We start from the raw sequence: 15929 nt of genomic DNA on the forward strand, positions 1-15929 counted from the left end.
ATATCTCAGATAGTTCCGCTATCCAAGGGGAGTTCGTGATGACTGTCGTCGTGCTGCTGGTTGCCACCCTGGTGTTCCGGCTGCTGGGCGTGCTGGGCGTGGGCCGCTTCACCACCTGGCGGATCAGCGCCGCCCACGGGCTTGCCGTCATGCTGGTCATGACGGCAAGCGCCCACTTCGTCCCGGCCGGTGTGACCTTCATGCCCAACCATGCCGACCTGGTCGCCATGATGCCACCGGTCGTGCCGTTCCCGGCTTTCATGGTCTACCTGACCGGCGTGCTGGAGCTGGCCGGGGCCGTGGGCCTCGTGCTCGAAGGGACCCGCAGGGCCGCCGGGATCTGCCTGGCGCTGCTGTTCGTCGCCATGTTGCCGGCGAACGTCTACGCCGCGGTGGCGGATGTGCCGTTCGCCGGTGAGGCGGCGTCGCCGCTGTGGCAGCGCGTCCCGGAGCAGGTGCTCTACATCGGGATCGCGTTGTGGGCCGCCCGGACGCGTACCCAGTCGACCGTGAACTCCTTCGGGTAGGAGCCGCCCGGCTGGAACTCGTAGATGTTGAGCATGAGCTGCATCGGGTACGCCGGCGACTGGTTCACCGTCCTTACGTGGCGCCCGTCCACCGAGAAGGAGACGTGGCCGGGCGTCCAGTCGGCGGCGTACACGTGGAACTCGCGGGCGTCGATGGGCAGCGTCTCCACCGTGAAGTCGTCGGTGATCGCCGGATCGCCGAAGGGGTGCACGCCCATGCCGATCCGCGCGCCGTTCGGCGTGACGTCGCGGCCGAAGATCTCCGCGACGCAGATTTCGGCGGAGCGCTCGGGTACGTCCTCGAAGCCGATCAACCACAGCGCCACCATGCAGTTCGGGTCGTCGATCGCCTTCGCGCGCATCTCGATCCGGCCGTACTGGGGGGTGTAGAGCCTGACCTCGGGGTGTTCCTCGCGGACCACCGCGCCGCGGCCGTGCTGTCCGACCCGGCTGCCGAGGGGACCTGAGAAGAGACCTGTCTGGAGAGAGGACACCCGTAGGTCGCCCTCCCGTTCGGGGGACCACGGCGGCTGGTCCTCCTCGATCAGCAGGGTCAGCTGGCCGTCCCCGAGCCGGTAGCGCGCCGCCGCGGCGGCGCGGGTGGTCCACTGCGGCAGGTAGTAGGGGATCCACTTCGTCTCGTCGAGGCGGTCGCCCTCGAAGGTGTCCTCGAAGTCGCTCACCGAACCGTCCACCCTCCGTCCACGACCAGCGTGTGCCCGGTCACCAGGGACGCGGCGGGGGAGACCAGGTAGAGCACGGCCCCGGCCACGTCCATGGGCTCGCCGATGCGGTGCAGCGCCGCGATCCGCTCGATCACGTCCGCCTCGAACGCCGGGTCGGACAGCGCCTCGGCGGTGCCCGGCGTGCGAATGAACGTCGGCGCGACGTTGTTGACCGTGATCCCGTGCGGCCCCCACTCGACCGCGAGGCAGCGCGTGAGGTGGGCGATCGCCGCCTTCGTCATGCAATAGATGGATTCGCCGGGCAGGGCGACCTCGCCGGCCTGGGAACCGACGTTGACGATCCTGCCGTGCCGCTGCCGGATCATGACCCGGCCCGCCGCCTGGGTGGCCAGGAAGGTGCCCTTGAGGTTGACCGCGAGCGTGCGGTCGAAGTCCTCCTCGGTGACATCCTCCGCCGGGTTGCCCGGGGCGATGCCGGCGTTGTTGACCAGGATGTCGATCCTGCCGAACCGGTCCACGACGTCCTGCACCGCCTGGGCGATCTGCTCCGGGGCGGTCATGTCCATCTGGAGAGGCAGCGTGTCGCGCCCCATGCCGGTGATCTCGCCGGCCAGCCCGCCGTCGTCGCCGGCGTCCCGCAGACCGATGGCGACGTCTGCCCCGGCATGGGCCAGCGCCAGCGAGATGGCCCGCCCGAGGCCCCGTGCCGCACCTGTGACCAGGGCGACCTTTCCGTCGACCCGAAACTCGGGAAACACTTACCTTCACCCCTTAATTCGTTGTCTATCCAAACTATTGACCTGCGCCTCACCCGTGTGTGAGCCTCTTTAATGAGCTCATGCGCGAAGGCGCGGTGACGGTCAGGGTCCTGCAATCTGATCGTGCATGGCGGTCATCTGACGCCTTTGGGGCGCCTGTCGGCGTGCCTGGAAAGGGAGAGCCGCGCATGCGAAGAAGATTATTCGTCATGCTGACGACCGCCGCCGTCCTGCTGGTGGCGGCTGTCGTGAGGATGTCGCCGGTCTCGGCCGTCTCCTCGGATCCGTACGCGTACAAGAACGTCAGGATCGACGGTGGCGGTTTCGTACCGGGGATCATCTTCAACCAGACGGAACGGAACCTCATCTACGCCCGCACCGACATCGGCGGGGCCTACCGCTGGAACCAGTCCACCAAGTCCTGGACCCCCTTGCTCGACTGGGTCGGCTGGGACAAGTGGGGCTACAACGGCGTGATCAGCCTCGCCACCGACCCCGTGCAGACCAACCGCGTGTACGCCGCCGTCGGCATGTACACCAACAGCTGGGACCCGAACAACGGCGCGATCCTGCGCTCCACCGACAAGGGCGACACCTGGCAGGCCACGGCGCTGCCCTTCAAGCTCGGCGGCAACATGCCCGGCCGCGGCATGGGCGAGGCGCTGTCCGTCGACCCGAACGACAACCGGGTGCTCTACTTCGGCGCCCCCAACGGCAACGGCCTGTGGCGCAGCACCGACTACGGCGCGACCTGGGCCAAGGTGGCGAGCTTCCCCAACCCCGGCAACTACGCCCAGGACCCGAACGACTCCAACGGCTACCTGAGCCACAAGCCGGGCGTGGTCTGGGTGACCTACGACCCGCGCTCGTCCACTCAGGGCTCACCCACCAAGACCATCTACGTCGGCGTCGCCGACAAGGAGAACACCGTCTACCGCACCACGGACGGGGGCGCCACCTGGTCGCGGCTGGCCGGGCAGCCCACCGGCTACCTGGCGCACAAGGGCGTGCTCGACACCGAGAACGGCTACCTCTACATCGCCACGAGCGACACCGGCGGCCCGTACGACGGCGCCAAGGGCGACGTCTGGCGCTACGCCACCGCGACCGGCACCTGGACCCAGATCAGCCCCGTCCCGTCCTCCAGCAGCGACGACTACTTCGGCTACAGCGGCCTGACCATCGACAGGCAGAACCCGGGCACGATCATGGTGGCCACGCAGATCTCGTGGTGGCCTGACGTGATCTTCTTCCGCTCCACCGACTCCGGTGCCACGTGGACCCGCGTGTGGGACTGGACCTCGTACCCGAACCGCAGCTTCCGCTACAAGATGGACATCACCGAGAACCCGTGGCTGACGTTCGGCGGCAACCCGCAGCCGCCCGAGGTCACGCCGAAGCTCGGCTGGATGACCGAGTCGCTGGAGATCGACCCGTTCGACTCCAACAGGATGATGTACGGCACCGGCGCCACGATCTACGGCACCGAGAACCTCACGCAATGGGACGTGTCAGGCGGCCAGTTCACCATCAAGCCCATGGCGAAGGGCCTGGAGGAGACGGCCGTCCTCGACCTGATCAGCCCGCCCAGCGGCGCACCCCTGGTCAGCGGCCTCGGTGACATCGGCGGCTTCCGCCACACCAACCTGGACGCCGTACCGCCGATGCTGTTCACCCAGCCGAACTTCACCTCCACCACCAGCCTCGACTACGCCGAGAAGTCGCCGTCCATCATGGTGCGGGCCGGCAACTTCACCGACGCCGACCGCCCGAACGACAGCCACGTGGCCTTCTCCACCGACGGCGGCGCGAACTGGTTCCAAGGCTCGGAGCCGGGCGGCGTCAACGAGGGTGGCACGGTGGCCGCCGCCGCCGACGGCTCCCGCTTCGTGTGGGCGCCTCGCGGGGTGACCCCCGTCTACTCGGTCGGCTACGGCAACTCCTGGCAGCAGGCTTCCGGCCTGCCCACCGACGCGGTCGTGGAGTCGGACCGGGTCAACCCGATGAAGTTCTACGGCCTCAGCGGCGGCCGCCTGTACGTCAGCACCAACGGCGGCGCCACCTTCACCGCCACCGCCGCCACCGGCCTGCCCACCAGCGGCAAGTTCAAGGCGGTGCCCGGCATCGAGGGTGACCTCTGGCTGGCCGGCGACGGCGGCCTGTGGCACTCCACCAACAGCGGCGCCTCCTTCACGCAGGTGTCCGGGATCACCAAGTCCGTGAACGTCGGCTTCGGCAAGGCCGCGCCCGGCGGAAACTACATGGCGATCTTCACGGTGGCCACGATCGACGGCGTCACCGGCCTGTATCGCTCGGACGACGCCGGCGGGAGCTGGGTGCGCATCAACGACGACAAACACCAGTGGGGCAACATGGGCGAGGCGCTCACCGGCGACCCGCGCGTGTACGGCCGCGTCTACCTGGGCACCAACGGTCGCGGCATCATCTACGGCGACCGCACCGGCCCGCCCGTCACGGTCACCCCGACAGTGACCCCAACGGTCACGGTGTCTCCCACGGTCACCCCCACCGTGACGCCCACCGTCACTCCGACCGTGACCCCAACGACGGGCACAGGCTGCACCGCCACCTATAAGCCCGGCAACCAGTGGCAGGGCGGTTTCCAGGCGGAGGTGTCGGTCCAGAACACCGGCTCGTCGGCGATCACCGGCTGGAAGGTCACCTGGACCTGGCCGGGTGACCAGAAGATCACCCAACTGTGGAACGGCACCCCGACCCAGACGGGCGCCAACGTGAGCGTGACGAACGCGAGCTACAACGGCAACCTGGCGGCGAACGCGTCCACGTCGTTCGGCTTCACCGCCAGCGGCGCCGCAGCCACTCCTCCGACCCTCACCTGCACCCCCGCATAGGACGAGACGGCGCCCCGGCATGCGTACGTGCCGGGGCGCCTCTTGCTCAGGGGCTTGCCACTCCCGCGTAAACCCCGAGATGGGGTGCGCCCCGATGGCGTGATCCGTGGGGTAGCGGTCGTTGACGCCATCGCCCGCCAGACCGGAGGGTGGAGATGTGCAACAACGCCGTATCGTCTTCGTGATCTTCGATGGGTTCCAGTCCCTCGACCTGGTGGGCCCGCTGGAGGTGTTCCAGCACGCGGGCGGCTACCTCTGCCAGATCGTGGCCCCCCATCCAGGGCCGGTGCGGGCCTGGAGCGGCCTCCCGGTGCACGCCGGCCACGGCGTCACGGATCTCGACCCCACGGGCGTCGACACCCTCGTGATGGCCGGCGGAACCGGAGTGGACCAGGCCCGGCTCGATCCCGCGCTGATCGCCTGGATCAGGGCGGCCGCCGCGGGGGCCCGCCGTGTCACCTCGGTGTGCAGCGGCGTGTTCCTGCTGGCCGCCGCGGGCCTGATCGGCGGGCGGCGGGTCACGACCCACTGGGCCCGCGCGCGGCAGCTCGCCGAGGAGCATCCCGACGTGCGGGTCGACACCGACCCGATCTTCATCAGGGACGGGAACGTGTGGTCGTCGGCCGGGGTGACCGCCGGCATGGACCTGGCACTGGCCCTGGTGGAGGACGACCTGGGCCAAGACGTCGCGCTGCGGGTGGCCCGCCACATGGTGCTGTTCCTCCGTAGGCCCGGCGACCAGTCCCAGTTCAGCGTGGCGTTGTGGTCGGCGCAGCCGTCCAGCGACCCCATCCGCGCGGCCGTGGCCGCCATCCACGCCGATCCAGGCGACCGGCACGGCATCGTCGACCTGGCGGCGCACGTCGGGCTGAGCCCGCGTCACCTGCAGCGCCGCTTCACCGCCGAACTCGGCGTGCCGCCCGGCGCCTACGTCGAGCGCGTACGGGTGGAGGCGGCGCAGCGCGCCCTGGTCGCCGGCGACGACCCCGTCGAGGCCGTCGCCCGCCGGTGCGGCTTCGGCAGCGCCGAGACCCTGCGCAAGACCTTCCACCGGCACTTAGGGGTCGCGCCATCCGACTACCGCGACCGTTTCCGTACCACCGTCAGAAAGTGAGGCTCACCCGGTGACCACCTATGGACTGTTGATCTTCGATGAGGCCGAGGAGCTGGACTTCGTGGGCCCCTGGGAGGTGTTCACCTGCTCGTCGCGGGTGCGGGCCGGTGCCGACACGGCAGTGCTCGTCGCCGAACGGCCCGATCCGGTGCGCTGCGCCAAGGGCATGCGGGTCCTGCCCGATCACACCCTTGACGACCACCCGCCGCTGGACGTGCTGCTGGTGCCGGGCGGCCAGGGTGCGCGCGAGGTCCAGGTGCACAACGCGGCGGTGAAGGGCTGGATCGCCAAGACCGCCGCGCAGGCCACGTGGGTCAGCAGCGTGTGCACCGGCGCGCTGCTCGTGCACGCCGCCGGACCGGGGCGCGGGCGCCGCATGGCCACGCACTGGGCCTTTGAGGACGCGCTGGAGGAGCAGGGCGACGTCACAGTCGTCCGCGACGCCCGCTACGTCGTGGACGGCAACCTCGTCAGCAGCCAGGGCGTGTCGGCCGGGATCGACAGCGCGTTGTGGTTGATCGGACGGCTGCACGGGCGCGAACACGCCCGCGCGGTGCGCCGCCACATCCAGTACGACCCCGCGCCTCCGTACCTGGCCGACGAGCCGAGCTAGTGCGTTGACCACATATGTTCACCGGTCTGATGACACGCCGTTCGAGGTCTATGGCGGGTGTGCCGGGGGCCCCACCACTTAGCCCGAGTGGTGGGGCAGCTGTTACGTTCCGGGCATGAAAAGAGTCCCGTTCACCGGCGGTGAGAAGGAAAGCCTCCAGGCCAGCATGGGCCGGCATCGCGACGCGGTGCTGTGGAAGGTCGAGGGCCTGGACGACGAGGCGCTGCGACGCCCCATGACCCCGTCGGGGACGAACCTCCTGGGCCTGGTCAAGCATCTGGCGGCCGTCGAGTACTGGTGGTTCGCCGACACGTTCGGGCAGGAGCACGAGGAGCTCCCGTTCGACGACGATGACGAGGACGCCGACCTGCGCGTCGACCCGGGCGAGACCACGGCCGACGTCCTCGCCTTCTACGCCCGCGCCCGCGCGTCCTCGGACGAGGTCATCGAGAAGTTCGGCCTCGAGGACCTCGGCACCAACGAGCGCGGCGAGAGGATGACGCTGCGCTGGGTGCTCATCCACATGATCGAGGAGACCGCCCGGCACGTCGGCCACATGGACATCGTGCGCGAGCTCATCGACGGCGCGAGCGGCGACCACCAGCGCGCCTAGCTTGCTGCAGCGCCCCTGGTGCGTTGACCACATACGTTCACCGGTCTGGTGACACGCCGTTCGAGGTCTATGGCGGGTGTGCCGGGTGGCCCCACTGTCGATGGCAACGTGACCGTTGTCGAGGTGGGTGTGTGGATGGCAGAACCAGTCAGAGCGCGGCGGCTGACCGATCAGGAGGGGCGGAAGCTGCAGCAGATCGTGCGGCGGGGCAAGCATGAGTCGATCCGGGTTCGCCGGGCGATGATCATCATGGCGTCGGCGTCGGGGACCACTGTCCCGGCGATCGCGCACCTGGTCGCGGCGCATGAGGACACCGTCCGGGACGTCATCCATGCCTTCAACGAGCGGGGCTGGCCGCGCTGGACCCTAACTGGGCGGGAGGCCGTCCCCGCCAGATCAGCAGCGCCGACGAGGACTACATCGTCGCGGCGGCCACCACTCGCCCGGCCAAGCTGGGACGCCGGTTCACGCACTGGAGCCCGCCAGATCCTGCGCAGCCGGGGCGTCTCCTTCCAGCGCACGTACGTGCAAGGAGTTCAAAGATCCTGACAAGGACGCCAAGCTGGACCGGATCGAGGAGGTGACCAGCCGGTTCCCCGACCGGTGCTTCGCCTTCGACCAGTTCGGTCCGCTGTCGATCCGGCCCTGCCACGGCACCTGCTGGGCGCAGGAGGGCAAACCTGACCGGCTGCCGGCGACCTATCACCGCACCCACGGTGTCCGCTACTTCCACGGCTGCTACTCGCGCGGCGACGACCAGTTGTGGGGCGTGACGCGGCGACGCAAGGGCGGTGACCACTCCCTGGCCGCGTTCAAGTCGATCCGGGCGGCCCGTCCCGACGGCGCCCCGATCTACGTGATCTGCGCCAGCAACGCTGGGGCCGCCCACGCCCCAAGGCCGCATGATCAAACCCGGCGAACGTATGTGGTCAACGCATTAGCCGACGAAGATGTCCTCGGGCAGGAACGCCGACACCAGGAAGCTCGGCACGTCGACCAGCTGGCTGACCTTGAGGTCCACGGCGACGCTGCAGAGCGCGTACGCCTGCTGCGCGCTCCACCCCCGCTCCCCGAGATGGTCGATCATCTCGAGCAGCGCGTTACGTGCCGCCAGCGTCGCGTCCTCGGCTGCCACCTGCCCGTCCCGGCTCACCGACATCCCTGTGGTGGCGTAGAACCTGCGGGGCGCCGCGTACTCGGCGCTCACCCAGTAGTCGGTACGGGAGAACCGCGGCCCCCTGATCCCCTTCTCGGCCGCCTCCCCGGCGTGCACCGCGAACCGAACCCGCAGCGTGGCGTTCATCTCGATGGCGGTCCCACAGGCCTCGCAGTCGCCCTGCGCGAAGTGTGCGTCCCCCGCCGAGAACAGCGCCCCCGGCGTGTCCACCGGCACGTACAGCCGGGTGCCCGCCCCGAGCTGCTTGATGTCCACGTTCCCAGCCTGCTCCCGCGGCGGGATCGTCCGCAGCCCCGCGGCACCGGCCTCCGCAGGCACCGCGCCGCCGGGCGACGGCGGCAGCACGAACCCGCCCCTCTCCAGCGCCGCCTGCTCACGAGCCGTGATCCTCGCCAGTGACGCGTGCCCGGGCGACAGGCCGATCGTGCCCATGAACGGCGCCGCCGGGATGCGCACGCCGGGCAGGTCGTCGGAGACCGCCCACCCGTCACCGAGCCGCCATCGCACCATGAACGGCTCGGGGAACACGTCCCGCAGGAACCCGAAGCCGGGGACCTGCACGGTGTAGCCGTACGAGTCGGGGACGATCTCCAGAATCTCGATCTCCAGCAGATCGCCCGGCTGCGCGCCCTCGACGTAGACCGGACCGGTAAGGGGGTGGACGACGTCGAGGTCCGGGGCCTCGACCGTCTTCAGCGTGGCATCCGGCCCCATCTGGCCGTCGAACGCGTCCCTCGTCTCCAGAATCACCTCATCGCCCGGCTCGCACCGCACGACGGGCGGGATGTCCGGATGCCGGCGGTTGTGCCCGGTCCCGGGCTCGTCGCGGAGGGGGAGGGCGGTATTGATGCGGATCTCATGTACGGCCATGGCGACCCCTTGCGTGACATGTGTGAGCGTCACGCTCTGCCCGCCGATCCCGCCGATCCCGCCGATCCCGCCGATCCCGCCGATCCCGCCTGTCAAGCCCCGGGACCGGGTCCGCAAGCCGTCGGGGGACTGGGCCCACAGAACTCGATCCTTTAGCAACTTGAGTTGACTAAGTTGAACTTAGTCAACTACGGTTGCTTACGGCTCAGGCGCGCGCCGTCGCCATGAATTCCGTACGCCACCCGAAAGGATTCGTTCTCATGCGGGCCATCACCACCCGTGCAGCCCTCGGCCTGCTCATCGCCGCGGGAACGCTTACCGCGAGCCCCGCGGCCGCCACCCCCACCGACCCACAGACCCGACGTGTGCTGGACCAGGCCGTCACAGCAGGAGGCATCCCAGGCATCCTCGCCGAGATACGCCAGGGCGGGCGTCGCTGGCTCCACACCGCTGGCGTGGCCGACACCGAGACCGGGCGAAAGCGCCAGGCTGGGCACCGGTTCCGGATCGGCAGCGCCACCAAGGCATTCGTGGCCACCGTGATGCTCCAACTCGTGGCCGAAGGCAAGATGGATCTCGCCGACCCCGTCGACAAGTGGCTACCCGGCCTGGTCCGCGGCAACGGCCACGACGGCGCCGCGATCAGCGTCCGGCAACTGCTCAACCACACCAGCGGCATCTTCGATTACCTGCAGGACCAGGAAGCGGTCAATCGTCACCCCGCACCCACCCCGCGGCAACTGGTCGAGGTCGCGATGGCCCACCCGCCCGCCCTCCAGCCCGGCCAGGGCTGGCAGTACTCACAGACCAACTACGCCCTGGTCGGCATGATCATCGAGCGGGCGACCGGCGGCACACTGACGGACGAGATCTCGAAGCGGATCACCCGTCCCCTCGGGCTGACCGGCACCTACCTCCCGCGCGGCGCCGACACCAAGATCCGGGGACCGCACTCACGGCACTACTCCAAGCTCCACCTGCCCGAACCCAACGCCAAGATCTACGACCTGACCGAGCTCAACCCGTCACCGTTCTGGGCCGCCGGCGGCATGATCTCCACGGTCGGAGACCTCAACCGCTTCTTCGGCGCCCTCCTGAGCGGCCGCCTCCTCCCGCCCAAGGTCCAGCGGGAGATGTTCACCACGGTCCCCACCAAGGACTGGGTCCCCAATGCGGCCTACGGCCTGGGAGTCTCCTCGGTGAAGCTGTCGTGCGGGAGGACGGTCTGGGGGATGGGCGGGGCCATCTTCGGCTCGTGGTCGTACGCCTACGGCAGCCGTGAGGGCAGGCATCTGGTGGCGATCAACGTCAACGCCGACTGGGCCGGCGGCCCATGGAAGGACCCCATCGGGATCTTCACAGACGTCCTCGAAGTGGAATACTGCTGATATCCGGTGATATCCGGCCGAGCCTGCAGCCGTGCAAGAAACCCGCACCGGCAGAGGCGCCGTGCTCAAGTACATGCGCCCCGTTATGAATCCCTCTTCGGGAGGGGCGATCGCCCGGCACGGCGTTCTGCCGCCTACGCGCTTTGCCGAGTCGAGTGGGCAAGCCTGGCCGCCGCCTCAACCTTCGCCGCGTCGCGTTCGGGGTCGACCAGTAAGGCGAACAGCGCTCCTCCCACGATGGCGACACCGCCGGCCAGCATGAACACGGTGGCGTAGCCCTCGGCGAGCGTGCCCGCCGCTCGCGCCATGTCGAGGACGTGACCCGTGATCAATGGCCCGGTGGCGGCCAGGAGGCCGGCCACGGCCAATCCGGCCGAGAGCACGCTCCTTTGCTGTCCCGGTGGCACTATCAGCACGAGAGCCGGATTGAGCACGGCGTTGACGCTGATGGCCAGTCCATAGCCCAGCATCAGCAGGACGAACGGCACCACCGGCCCGGAGGCGAGCGGCAGGGCGGCGAGAAACGCGCCGCCCAGCGCGAGCAGCACACCGCCCCACAGCCCGCGGGCGCGGCGGGCCGACATCCCCCTCCTGAGCATTCGGTCGCTCCATGCGCCGTACCCGTACAGGAACACCATGGCGGTGATACTCGGGACGCCGAACAGCGAGCCCGCGGCCACCGCGGAGAAGCCCAGGCTCACCTGGAAGTAGGACGGCAGCCAGGTGAGGACGACGATCGCGAGCATCGCCACCGCGGTGTACGCGGCCACGAAACCGGCGAACGTGCCCGTCAGCAGGATAGAGCGAAGCGGCGCACGCGATCCGGTTTCCGCGACGGTCTCGGCGGCCGCCGCCTGGCCATGTGGCCCCTCTCGCCCGATCAACAGCCAGCCCACGCCCCAGGCGAAGCCCAGGAGGGCGACGGCGAGGAATCCGGCCTCCCAGCTGAAGGCGGCGATGACGAAGGCCAGAGGTGGGGCGAAGAGTAGTTTGCCGAAGGAAGCTCCAGTCGTGAGCAATGCCGTGGGCAAGCCGCGCCGCTCGTTCGGCCACCAGGTGTAGGCGGTGGCGTACGCCGCCGGTGCCGCAGGGCCCTCGGCCGCGCCGAGCATGAACCGCGTCGCCAGGAGCAGCGTGCCGGAGGCGGCGAAGACGATCGGCAACTGGAGCAGCGACCAGATGACGACGACCGCGAAGAGGGTGACTTTGACGGGCAGCCGGTCGGCCACCAGGGCGTACAGGAGTGCCGAGAGCGGACCGAGCAGGCCTGCGGCGCTGCTGATGGCGCCGAACTCGGCTGCCGAGAGCCCGAGATCGGTCATGGCCGGCTGGGCGACGAGCCCGAGGATCGCCTTGTCCAGATAAGAGATCAGCATGACGCCGAGCAGCATCACCGTCATGCTCCAGGCCGGCACCGGACGAGGCTTGGTCGCGGTGATCGGCGCGGTGATCGGCTCGCGCTGCGGCAGAACATGCTCGCTCACCATGATGGGCTCCTCCCTGCGCCGCGGCAGGCTCAGCCGTTGACGAAGGTGAGGCTGGTCGCGTCGTAGCGGGTGCCCGCGACCTGCTCGGGCGGGGCGGCGGCCTCGATGGCGGCGAGGTCTTCGGTGGACAGCTCAACGTCCAGGGCCGCGAGGTTCTCCTCCAGGTACCGCTGCCGCCGGGTGCCGGGGATCGGTACCACGTCGTCGCCCCGGTGCTGGACCCAGGCCAGGGCGAGCTGACCCGCGGTGACGCCCTTCGCCGCGGCCAGCTCGTTCAGCTTCGCGACGATCGCCAGGTTCCGTTCGAGGTTGCCGTCGGCGAAACGCGGCTGGCTGCGCCGCACGTCGGTCTCCGCCAGCCCTTCGACCGAGCTGTACCGGCCGGTCAGGAAGTCGCGCCCGAGCGGGGAGAACGGGACCAGGCCGATGCCAAGATCGCGGCAGACCGGGGCGATCTCCGCCTCCAGGTCGCGGGTCCACAGCGACCACTCGCTCTGCAACGCGGCGATCGGGTGCACCGCGTGCGCCCGCCGGATGGTTCGCGCGCCAGCCTCGGACAGCCCGAGGTGGCGGACCTTCCCGGCCCGCACCAGCTCGGCCATGGCGCCGACGGTTTCCTCGATCGGGACCTGCGGATCGACCCGGTGCTGGTAGTAGAGGTCGATGTGGTCGATCCCGAGCCGGCGCAGCGACGCCTCGCACGCCTGCCGCACGTAGGCGGCGTCGCCGCGGATCCGGGTGGGCTCACCCAGGCGGTTGGCGAACCCGAACTTCGTGGCCAGCACCACCTCGTCGCGGCGCCCAGCGATGGCCCGTCCGATCAGTTGCTCGTTGTGCCCGGCGCCGTAGAAGTCGGAGGTGTCCAGAAAGGTCACGCCGAGGTCGAGGGCGTGGCGCAGCGTGGCGATCGACTGCGCGTCGTCGGCGGCGCCGTAGGCGTGGCTCATGCCCATGCACCCCAGGCCCTGCGCGGAGACCGCCAGTTCGCCTAGGTGCCGGGTGGGGACGTCGGTCATGCTGCTGCCTCCTGGGCTCGGAACCATTTGCCCAGACGCTAGGGGTTAGAGCGCGCTCCAAGTCAACGTCATCACCGGCCCTTTGTGGCGCAGGCACGTTGTCCGGGCAGGATCGGCGTCATGCTGGCTGAGCTGCACCTTCACCCTGGGCGTCTCCTCAGTGACGTTGTCGTGCGGCACGACGACGGTCGGGGGATGGGCGGCGCCATCTTCGGCTCGTGGTCGTACGCCTACGGCAGCCGTGATGACAAGCAGCTGGTGGGCCGGTCGGGCCGCCGTGGCGGGCCGTTTCCTTTCACGAAAGCTCCGGCAATGAAAGGATACGGATTATCCTTTCATTGAGAGGGCCTGAGTGAAAGATAATCCGGTGGCCGGATACGTTGAGGCGACGTGGCCCGCGGCGTGGGATGCTCCCAGCAAGAGGGATAGGCGCGGCGGCAGATACCACGCCTACCTGCCAGATCCTCTCGTCGGTGGCAGTCACTTCATCGCCCCTGACGTAGCCATGGAGGCGTCCCGGGTGGAAGGCCTCGTCAGGCGGCTTACGGCGCACCCGGCTGGTGACGGTGTCGACGGGCTGGCTCGTTTCCTGCTCAGGTCCGAGGCCATAGCCTCGTCGCGCATCGAGGGCCTGCAGGCTTCGCCTCAGCAAGTCGCCCTTGCCGAGCTCGCCGCCCACGAGATCGGGGTGACGAGGGGGTTCACGGCGACGGCCGCGCTGGTCGCCAACAATGTGACGGCGCTTCGGCGGGCCGTCACCGAACTCGTCTCAGCTGCGGTGCTCTCCACGGAGGACGTCGTCGCGCTGCACACGGTGCTGCTTCCCGACGAGAAGCACCTCGGGCTGCGTGAGGTGCAGAACTGGGTGGGAGGCGGCGACTGGCATCCGCTGGACGCAGAGTTCGTCCCGCCCCCGCCCGAGCATGTCCGCCCGCTGATGGACGATCTCGTGTCGTACGCGAACAGCGCTGTACATGCACCGATCATCCAGGCTGCTCTGGTGCATGCGCAGTTCGAAACCATTCACCCTTTCACGGATGGCAACGGCAGGGTCGGCCGAGCGTTGATCCACACGGTGCTGGGGCGGCGCGGGCTGACGCCCAACGCGATACTCCCCATCAGCTTGGTGCTGCTGACGCGCTCCGATGAGTACGTCGCCGGCCTCACGGCGTACCGGCACATCGGAGAAGGGGGATCGCCGCAGGCGCAGGAGGGTGTCAACGAGTGGCTGCGTGTCTTTCTCGCGGCGAGCGCAACGGCTGCTGAGCAGGCTGAGAAGTTCGCCGACGAGCTCCACGAGTTGCACGATGAATGGCTGCGACGGCATCGCGACTACCGGGAGGCGCAGGGACTACGACCGGTGCCCCGATCGGATTCGGCAGTGGCGCGCCTCCTCAGCCTTCTGCCGGCCGCGCCGCTCGTGACGGCCCGAACCGTGCAGTGCCTGCTTTCCGTCACTCATCCAGCAGCGCGCCAGGCACTGGAGGAACTCGCGGGAGCCGGCATTCTCCATCCCAAGCAGATGGAGCGAAATACCAAGGGCTACCTCGCACGGAACATCTTCGATCTCCTGATACTAACGGAACGCCGGTCGGCCAGTACGAGATGGAACACGCGCGAAAGTCCCCCTAAACGAGTGGTTCCGGCTCCTCAACGGTGACGAAACAAACGTGGTAATCAGGTTGATGCGAGGAGTTGCCGCACGGGCAGCGTGTTCGGTGCCGTAGATCCGATCAAGATCGGACAGCAATGCGGTGAGGGTCCGCCTGGCCCGGTCCAGGATGCCGGCACTTCGCTCCAGTTCACCGATCTGCCGCCTGAGCTCCAGAGCCTGAGGATCGTCTTCCGCTGGTGTGTCGGCCACGAGGGCGGTCATAAGATGCAGCGCTACTTCGTGGTGACAGCCGCAGCCAGCCGGACGCAACACAAGAGGCTCATCACCGCGTTTCCGCCGGTGACGAGCCTCTTGTAGCCGGTGCGGCAGGTGCAAGGTCCCGTAGGCTGAGCCGACGGTTCTGCGACCACACCCCTTGGCCACTCGGGCGGCCAGCGCTCGTAGGGTCTGAAGTGTCTGGCCGGACTAGGCGGCAGCGTGCGGGCTGAACGAGAAGCTTGAGCGATCGTCGTCCAAGGCGATGTTCAGCGACGCATCAAGCGCCCTGGTGAGCCGTGCGAGCAGGGCGAGAGTGGGCACCGTCCCACCGCTCTCAATGTTGGAGATCTGCGGCTGAGTCATGCCCGCACGCCGCGCAAGCTCCACCTGGGAGAGGCCCAATGCGGTCCGCCGGTCGTAGACAGCCTGTCCGAGCGCGAACGCATACCCCGCTTCCACGTACGCCTCGGACACCTCGACCTTCTCGCCGAGCAATGCACGGGTACGCCGCGTCTTCCACTGTGAATGGTTCAACTTTCTGTCACCTCCCGGACATAGATGTGGCCCGCCACTGGATGATCGGCTTCGCACACTTTCTGGACCTGCCTGGCCCGCTCGATTTCAGCATCCTCTCTCATGCGTGTCTTACGGAAAACCGTCAAGAACACGATTCGTCGCCCAGGCGCGAGCCAGTACGTCAGTCGTACCGCAGTGCCCTCCAAGTTGAACCGCAACTCCCGTACCTTGCCGCCCAGGTGCCTGGAGTAAGGTTCGCCCAGCGTGGTCGGCTGCTCTGCGAGCATGTCAGCGGCGCGCTCGACCTTGTCATAGTGAGCATCCGACAACAGCTCCAACCATTGGCGCACCTCCGGTTCCATCTCGATGGACCATGGCTCGCTCACGGCACCACTATACAAAAATATGTATACCTAAG

The 15929-nt window shown here is 68.6% G+C and carries 15 protein-coding genes and 1 pseudogene; 9 read left to right on the top strand and 7 right to left on the bottom strand.

The genetic code is table 11. From position 1 onward, the window contains the following. Positions 1-38 precede the first annotated feature (38 nt). A complete protein-coding gene (locus Q9G87_RS31770; protein ID WP_305920204.1) occupies positions 39-527 on the top strand; it encodes a DoxX family protein in 489 nt (162 codons plus the stop codon). Here Q9G87_RS31770 and Q9G87_RS31775 read toward each other — a convergent pair. Together Q9G87_RS31775 and Q9G87_RS31780 are read right to left on the bottom strand one after the other, a co-directional pair. Further along, positions 461-1210 carry a glycoside hydrolase family 16 protein gene (locus tag Q9G87_RS31775; protein ID WP_305920205.1) on the bottom strand — a complete coding sequence of 250 codons (750 nt, stop codon included), beginning with the start codon at positions 1208-1210 and terminating at the stop codon, positions 461-463. The genes Q9G87_RS31770 and Q9G87_RS31775 overlap by 67 nt on opposite strands. Next, positions 1207-1971 (bottom strand): SDR family NAD(P)-dependent oxidoreductase, encoded by a 765-nt coding sequence (locus Q9G87_RS31780; RefSeq protein WP_305920206.1) that lies wholly within the window; start codon positions 1969-1971, stop codon positions 1207-1209. The genes Q9G87_RS31775 and Q9G87_RS31780 overlap by 4 nt, the downstream gene beginning before the upstream one ends. A 188-nt stretch (positions 1972-2159) precedes the next feature. Here Q9G87_RS31780 and Q9G87_RS31785 point away from each other — a divergent pair, with 188 nt between their 5' ends. The 5 genes and pseudogenes from Q9G87_RS31785 to Q9G87_RS31805 all read left to right on the top strand — a co-directional run. Further along, positions 2160-4844, top strand: coding sequence for a cellulose binding domain-containing protein (locus Q9G87_RS31785; RefSeq protein ID WP_305920207.1), 2685 nt, complete (start codon positions 2160-2162; stop codon positions 4842-4844). Between the two features lie 157 nt (positions 4845-5001). Beyond that, positions 5002-5958, top strand: a complete 957-nt coding sequence (locus tag Q9G87_RS31790) for a GlxA family transcriptional regulator (RefSeq protein ID WP_305920208.1) — start codon at positions 5002-5004, stop codon at positions 5956-5958. A 10-nt stretch (positions 5959-5968) separates the two neighbouring features. Beyond that, a complete protein-coding gene (locus Q9G87_RS31795) occupies positions 5969-6571 on the top strand; it encodes a DJ-1/PfpI family protein (RefSeq protein ID WP_305920209.1) in 603 nt (200 codons plus the stop codon). Positions 6572-6686: 115 nt separating this feature from the next. Further along, positions 6687-7184: a DinB family protein gene (locus Q9G87_RS31800; protein ID WP_305920210.1), complete on the top strand. Its 498-nt coding sequence runs from the start codon at positions 6687-6689 to the stop codon at positions 7182-7184. A gap of 135 nt (positions 7185-7319) precedes the next feature. Next, positions 7320-8112: pseudogene (locus Q9G87_RS31805) on the top strand (helix-turn-helix domain-containing protein); the annotation flags it as partial. Between the two features lie 9 nt (positions 8113-8121). On the opposite strand, the gene Q9G87_RS31810 reads toward Q9G87_RS31805, so the two are convergent. Beyond that, positions 8122-9327 (bottom strand): acetamidase/formamidase family protein, encoded by a 1206-nt coding sequence (locus Q9G87_RS31810; RefSeq protein ID WP_305920211.1) that lies wholly within the window; start codon positions 9325-9327, stop codon positions 8122-8124. A gap of 164 nt (positions 9328-9491) precedes the next feature. Here Q9G87_RS31810 and Q9G87_RS31815 point away from each other — a divergent pair, with 164 nt between their 5' ends. Next, positions 9492-10619, top strand: a complete 1128-nt coding sequence (locus tag Q9G87_RS31815; protein ID WP_305920212.1) for a serine hydrolase domain-containing protein — start codon at positions 9492-9494, stop codon at positions 10617-10619. Between the two features lie 134 nt (positions 10620-10753). Here Q9G87_RS31815 and Q9G87_RS31820 read toward each other — a convergent pair whose 3' ends face one another. Together Q9G87_RS31820 and Q9G87_RS31825 are read right to left on the bottom strand one after the other, a co-directional pair. Then, positions 10754-12106, bottom strand: coding sequence for an MFS transporter (locus Q9G87_RS31820; protein ID WP_305920213.1), 1353 nt, complete (start codon positions 12104-12106; stop codon positions 10754-10756). Positions 12107-12135: 29 nt separating this feature from the next. Further along, positions 12136-13122 carry an aldo/keto reductase gene (locus Q9G87_RS31825; RefSeq protein WP_305920214.1) on the bottom strand — a complete coding sequence of 329 codons (987 nt, stop codon included), beginning with the start codon at positions 13120-13122 and terminating at the stop codon, positions 12136-12138. 120 nt (positions 13123-13242) lie between these two features. Between Q9G87_RS31825 and Q9G87_RS31830 the strand changes: the two genes are divergently transcribed. Both Q9G87_RS31830 and Q9G87_RS31835 read left to right on the top strand, forming a co-directional pair. Continuing rightward, a complete protein-coding gene (locus Q9G87_RS31830) occupies positions 13243-13464 on the top strand; it encodes a hypothetical protein (RefSeq protein WP_305920215.1) in 222 nt (73 codons plus the stop codon). Positions 13465-13642: 178 nt separating this feature from the next. Further along, the gene (locus Q9G87_RS31835; RefSeq protein ID WP_305920216.1) at positions 13643-14782 is read left to right on the top strand and encodes a Fic family protein; all 1140 of its coding nucleotides are present in this window, start codon (positions 13643-13645) and stop codon (positions 14780-14782) included. A 420-nt stretch (positions 14783-15202) separates the two neighbouring features. Here Q9G87_RS31835 and Q9G87_RS31840 read toward each other — a convergent pair whose 3' ends face one another. Both Q9G87_RS31840 and Q9G87_RS31845 read right to left on the bottom strand, forming a co-directional pair. After that, the gene (locus Q9G87_RS31840; RefSeq protein ID WP_305920217.1) at positions 15203-15529 is read right to left on the bottom strand and encodes a helix-turn-helix domain-containing protein; all 327 of its coding nucleotides are present in this window, start codon (positions 15527-15529) and stop codon (positions 15203-15205) included. Beyond that, positions 15526-15897, bottom strand: a complete 372-nt coding sequence (locus Q9G87_RS31845; protein WP_305920218.1) for a type II toxin-antitoxin system RelE/ParE family toxin — start codon at positions 15895-15897, stop codon at positions 15526-15528. The genes Q9G87_RS31840 and Q9G87_RS31845 overlap by 4 nt, the downstream gene beginning before the upstream one ends. Between the last annotated feature and the right edge of the window lie 32 nt (positions 15898-15929).

This window comes from Nonomuraea turcica, from assembly GCF_030718205.1.
In the GTDB taxonomy this organism is placed as follows: domain Bacteria; phylum Actinomycetota; class Actinomycetes; order Streptosporangiales; family Streptosporangiaceae; genus Nonomuraea.

Excerpts from the sequence above, each read along its gene's own strand:
- Q9G87_RS31770 (WP_305920204.1), top strand. The coding sequence starts at position 39 with ATGACTGTCGTCGTGCTGCTGGTTGCCACCCTGGTGTTCCGGCTGCTG.
- Q9G87_RS31825 (WP_305920214.1), bottom strand. The coding sequence starts at position 13,122 with ATGACCGACGTCCCCACCCGGCACCTAGGCGAACTGGCGGTCTCCGCG.
- Q9G87_RS31800 (WP_305920210.1), top strand. The coding sequence starts at position 6,687 with ATGAAAAGAGTCCCGTTCACCGGCGGTGAGAAGGAAAGCCTCCAGGCC.
- Q9G87_RS31820 (WP_305920213.1), bottom strand. The coding sequence starts at position 12,106 with ATGGTGAGCGAGCATGTTCTGCCGCAGCGCGAGCCGATCACCGCGCCG.
- Q9G87_RS31815 (WP_305920212.1), top strand. The coding sequence starts at position 9,492 with ATGCGGGCCATCACCACCCGTGCAGCCCTCGGCCTGCTCATCGCCGCG.
- Q9G87_RS31830 (WP_305920215.1), top strand. The coding sequence starts at position 13,243 with ATGCTGGCTGAGCTGCACCTTCACCCTGGGCGTCTCCTCAGTGACGTT.
- Q9G87_RS31785 (WP_305920207.1), top strand. The coding sequence starts at position 2,160 with ATGCGAAGAAGATTATTCGTCATGCTGACGACCGCCGCCGTCCTGCTG.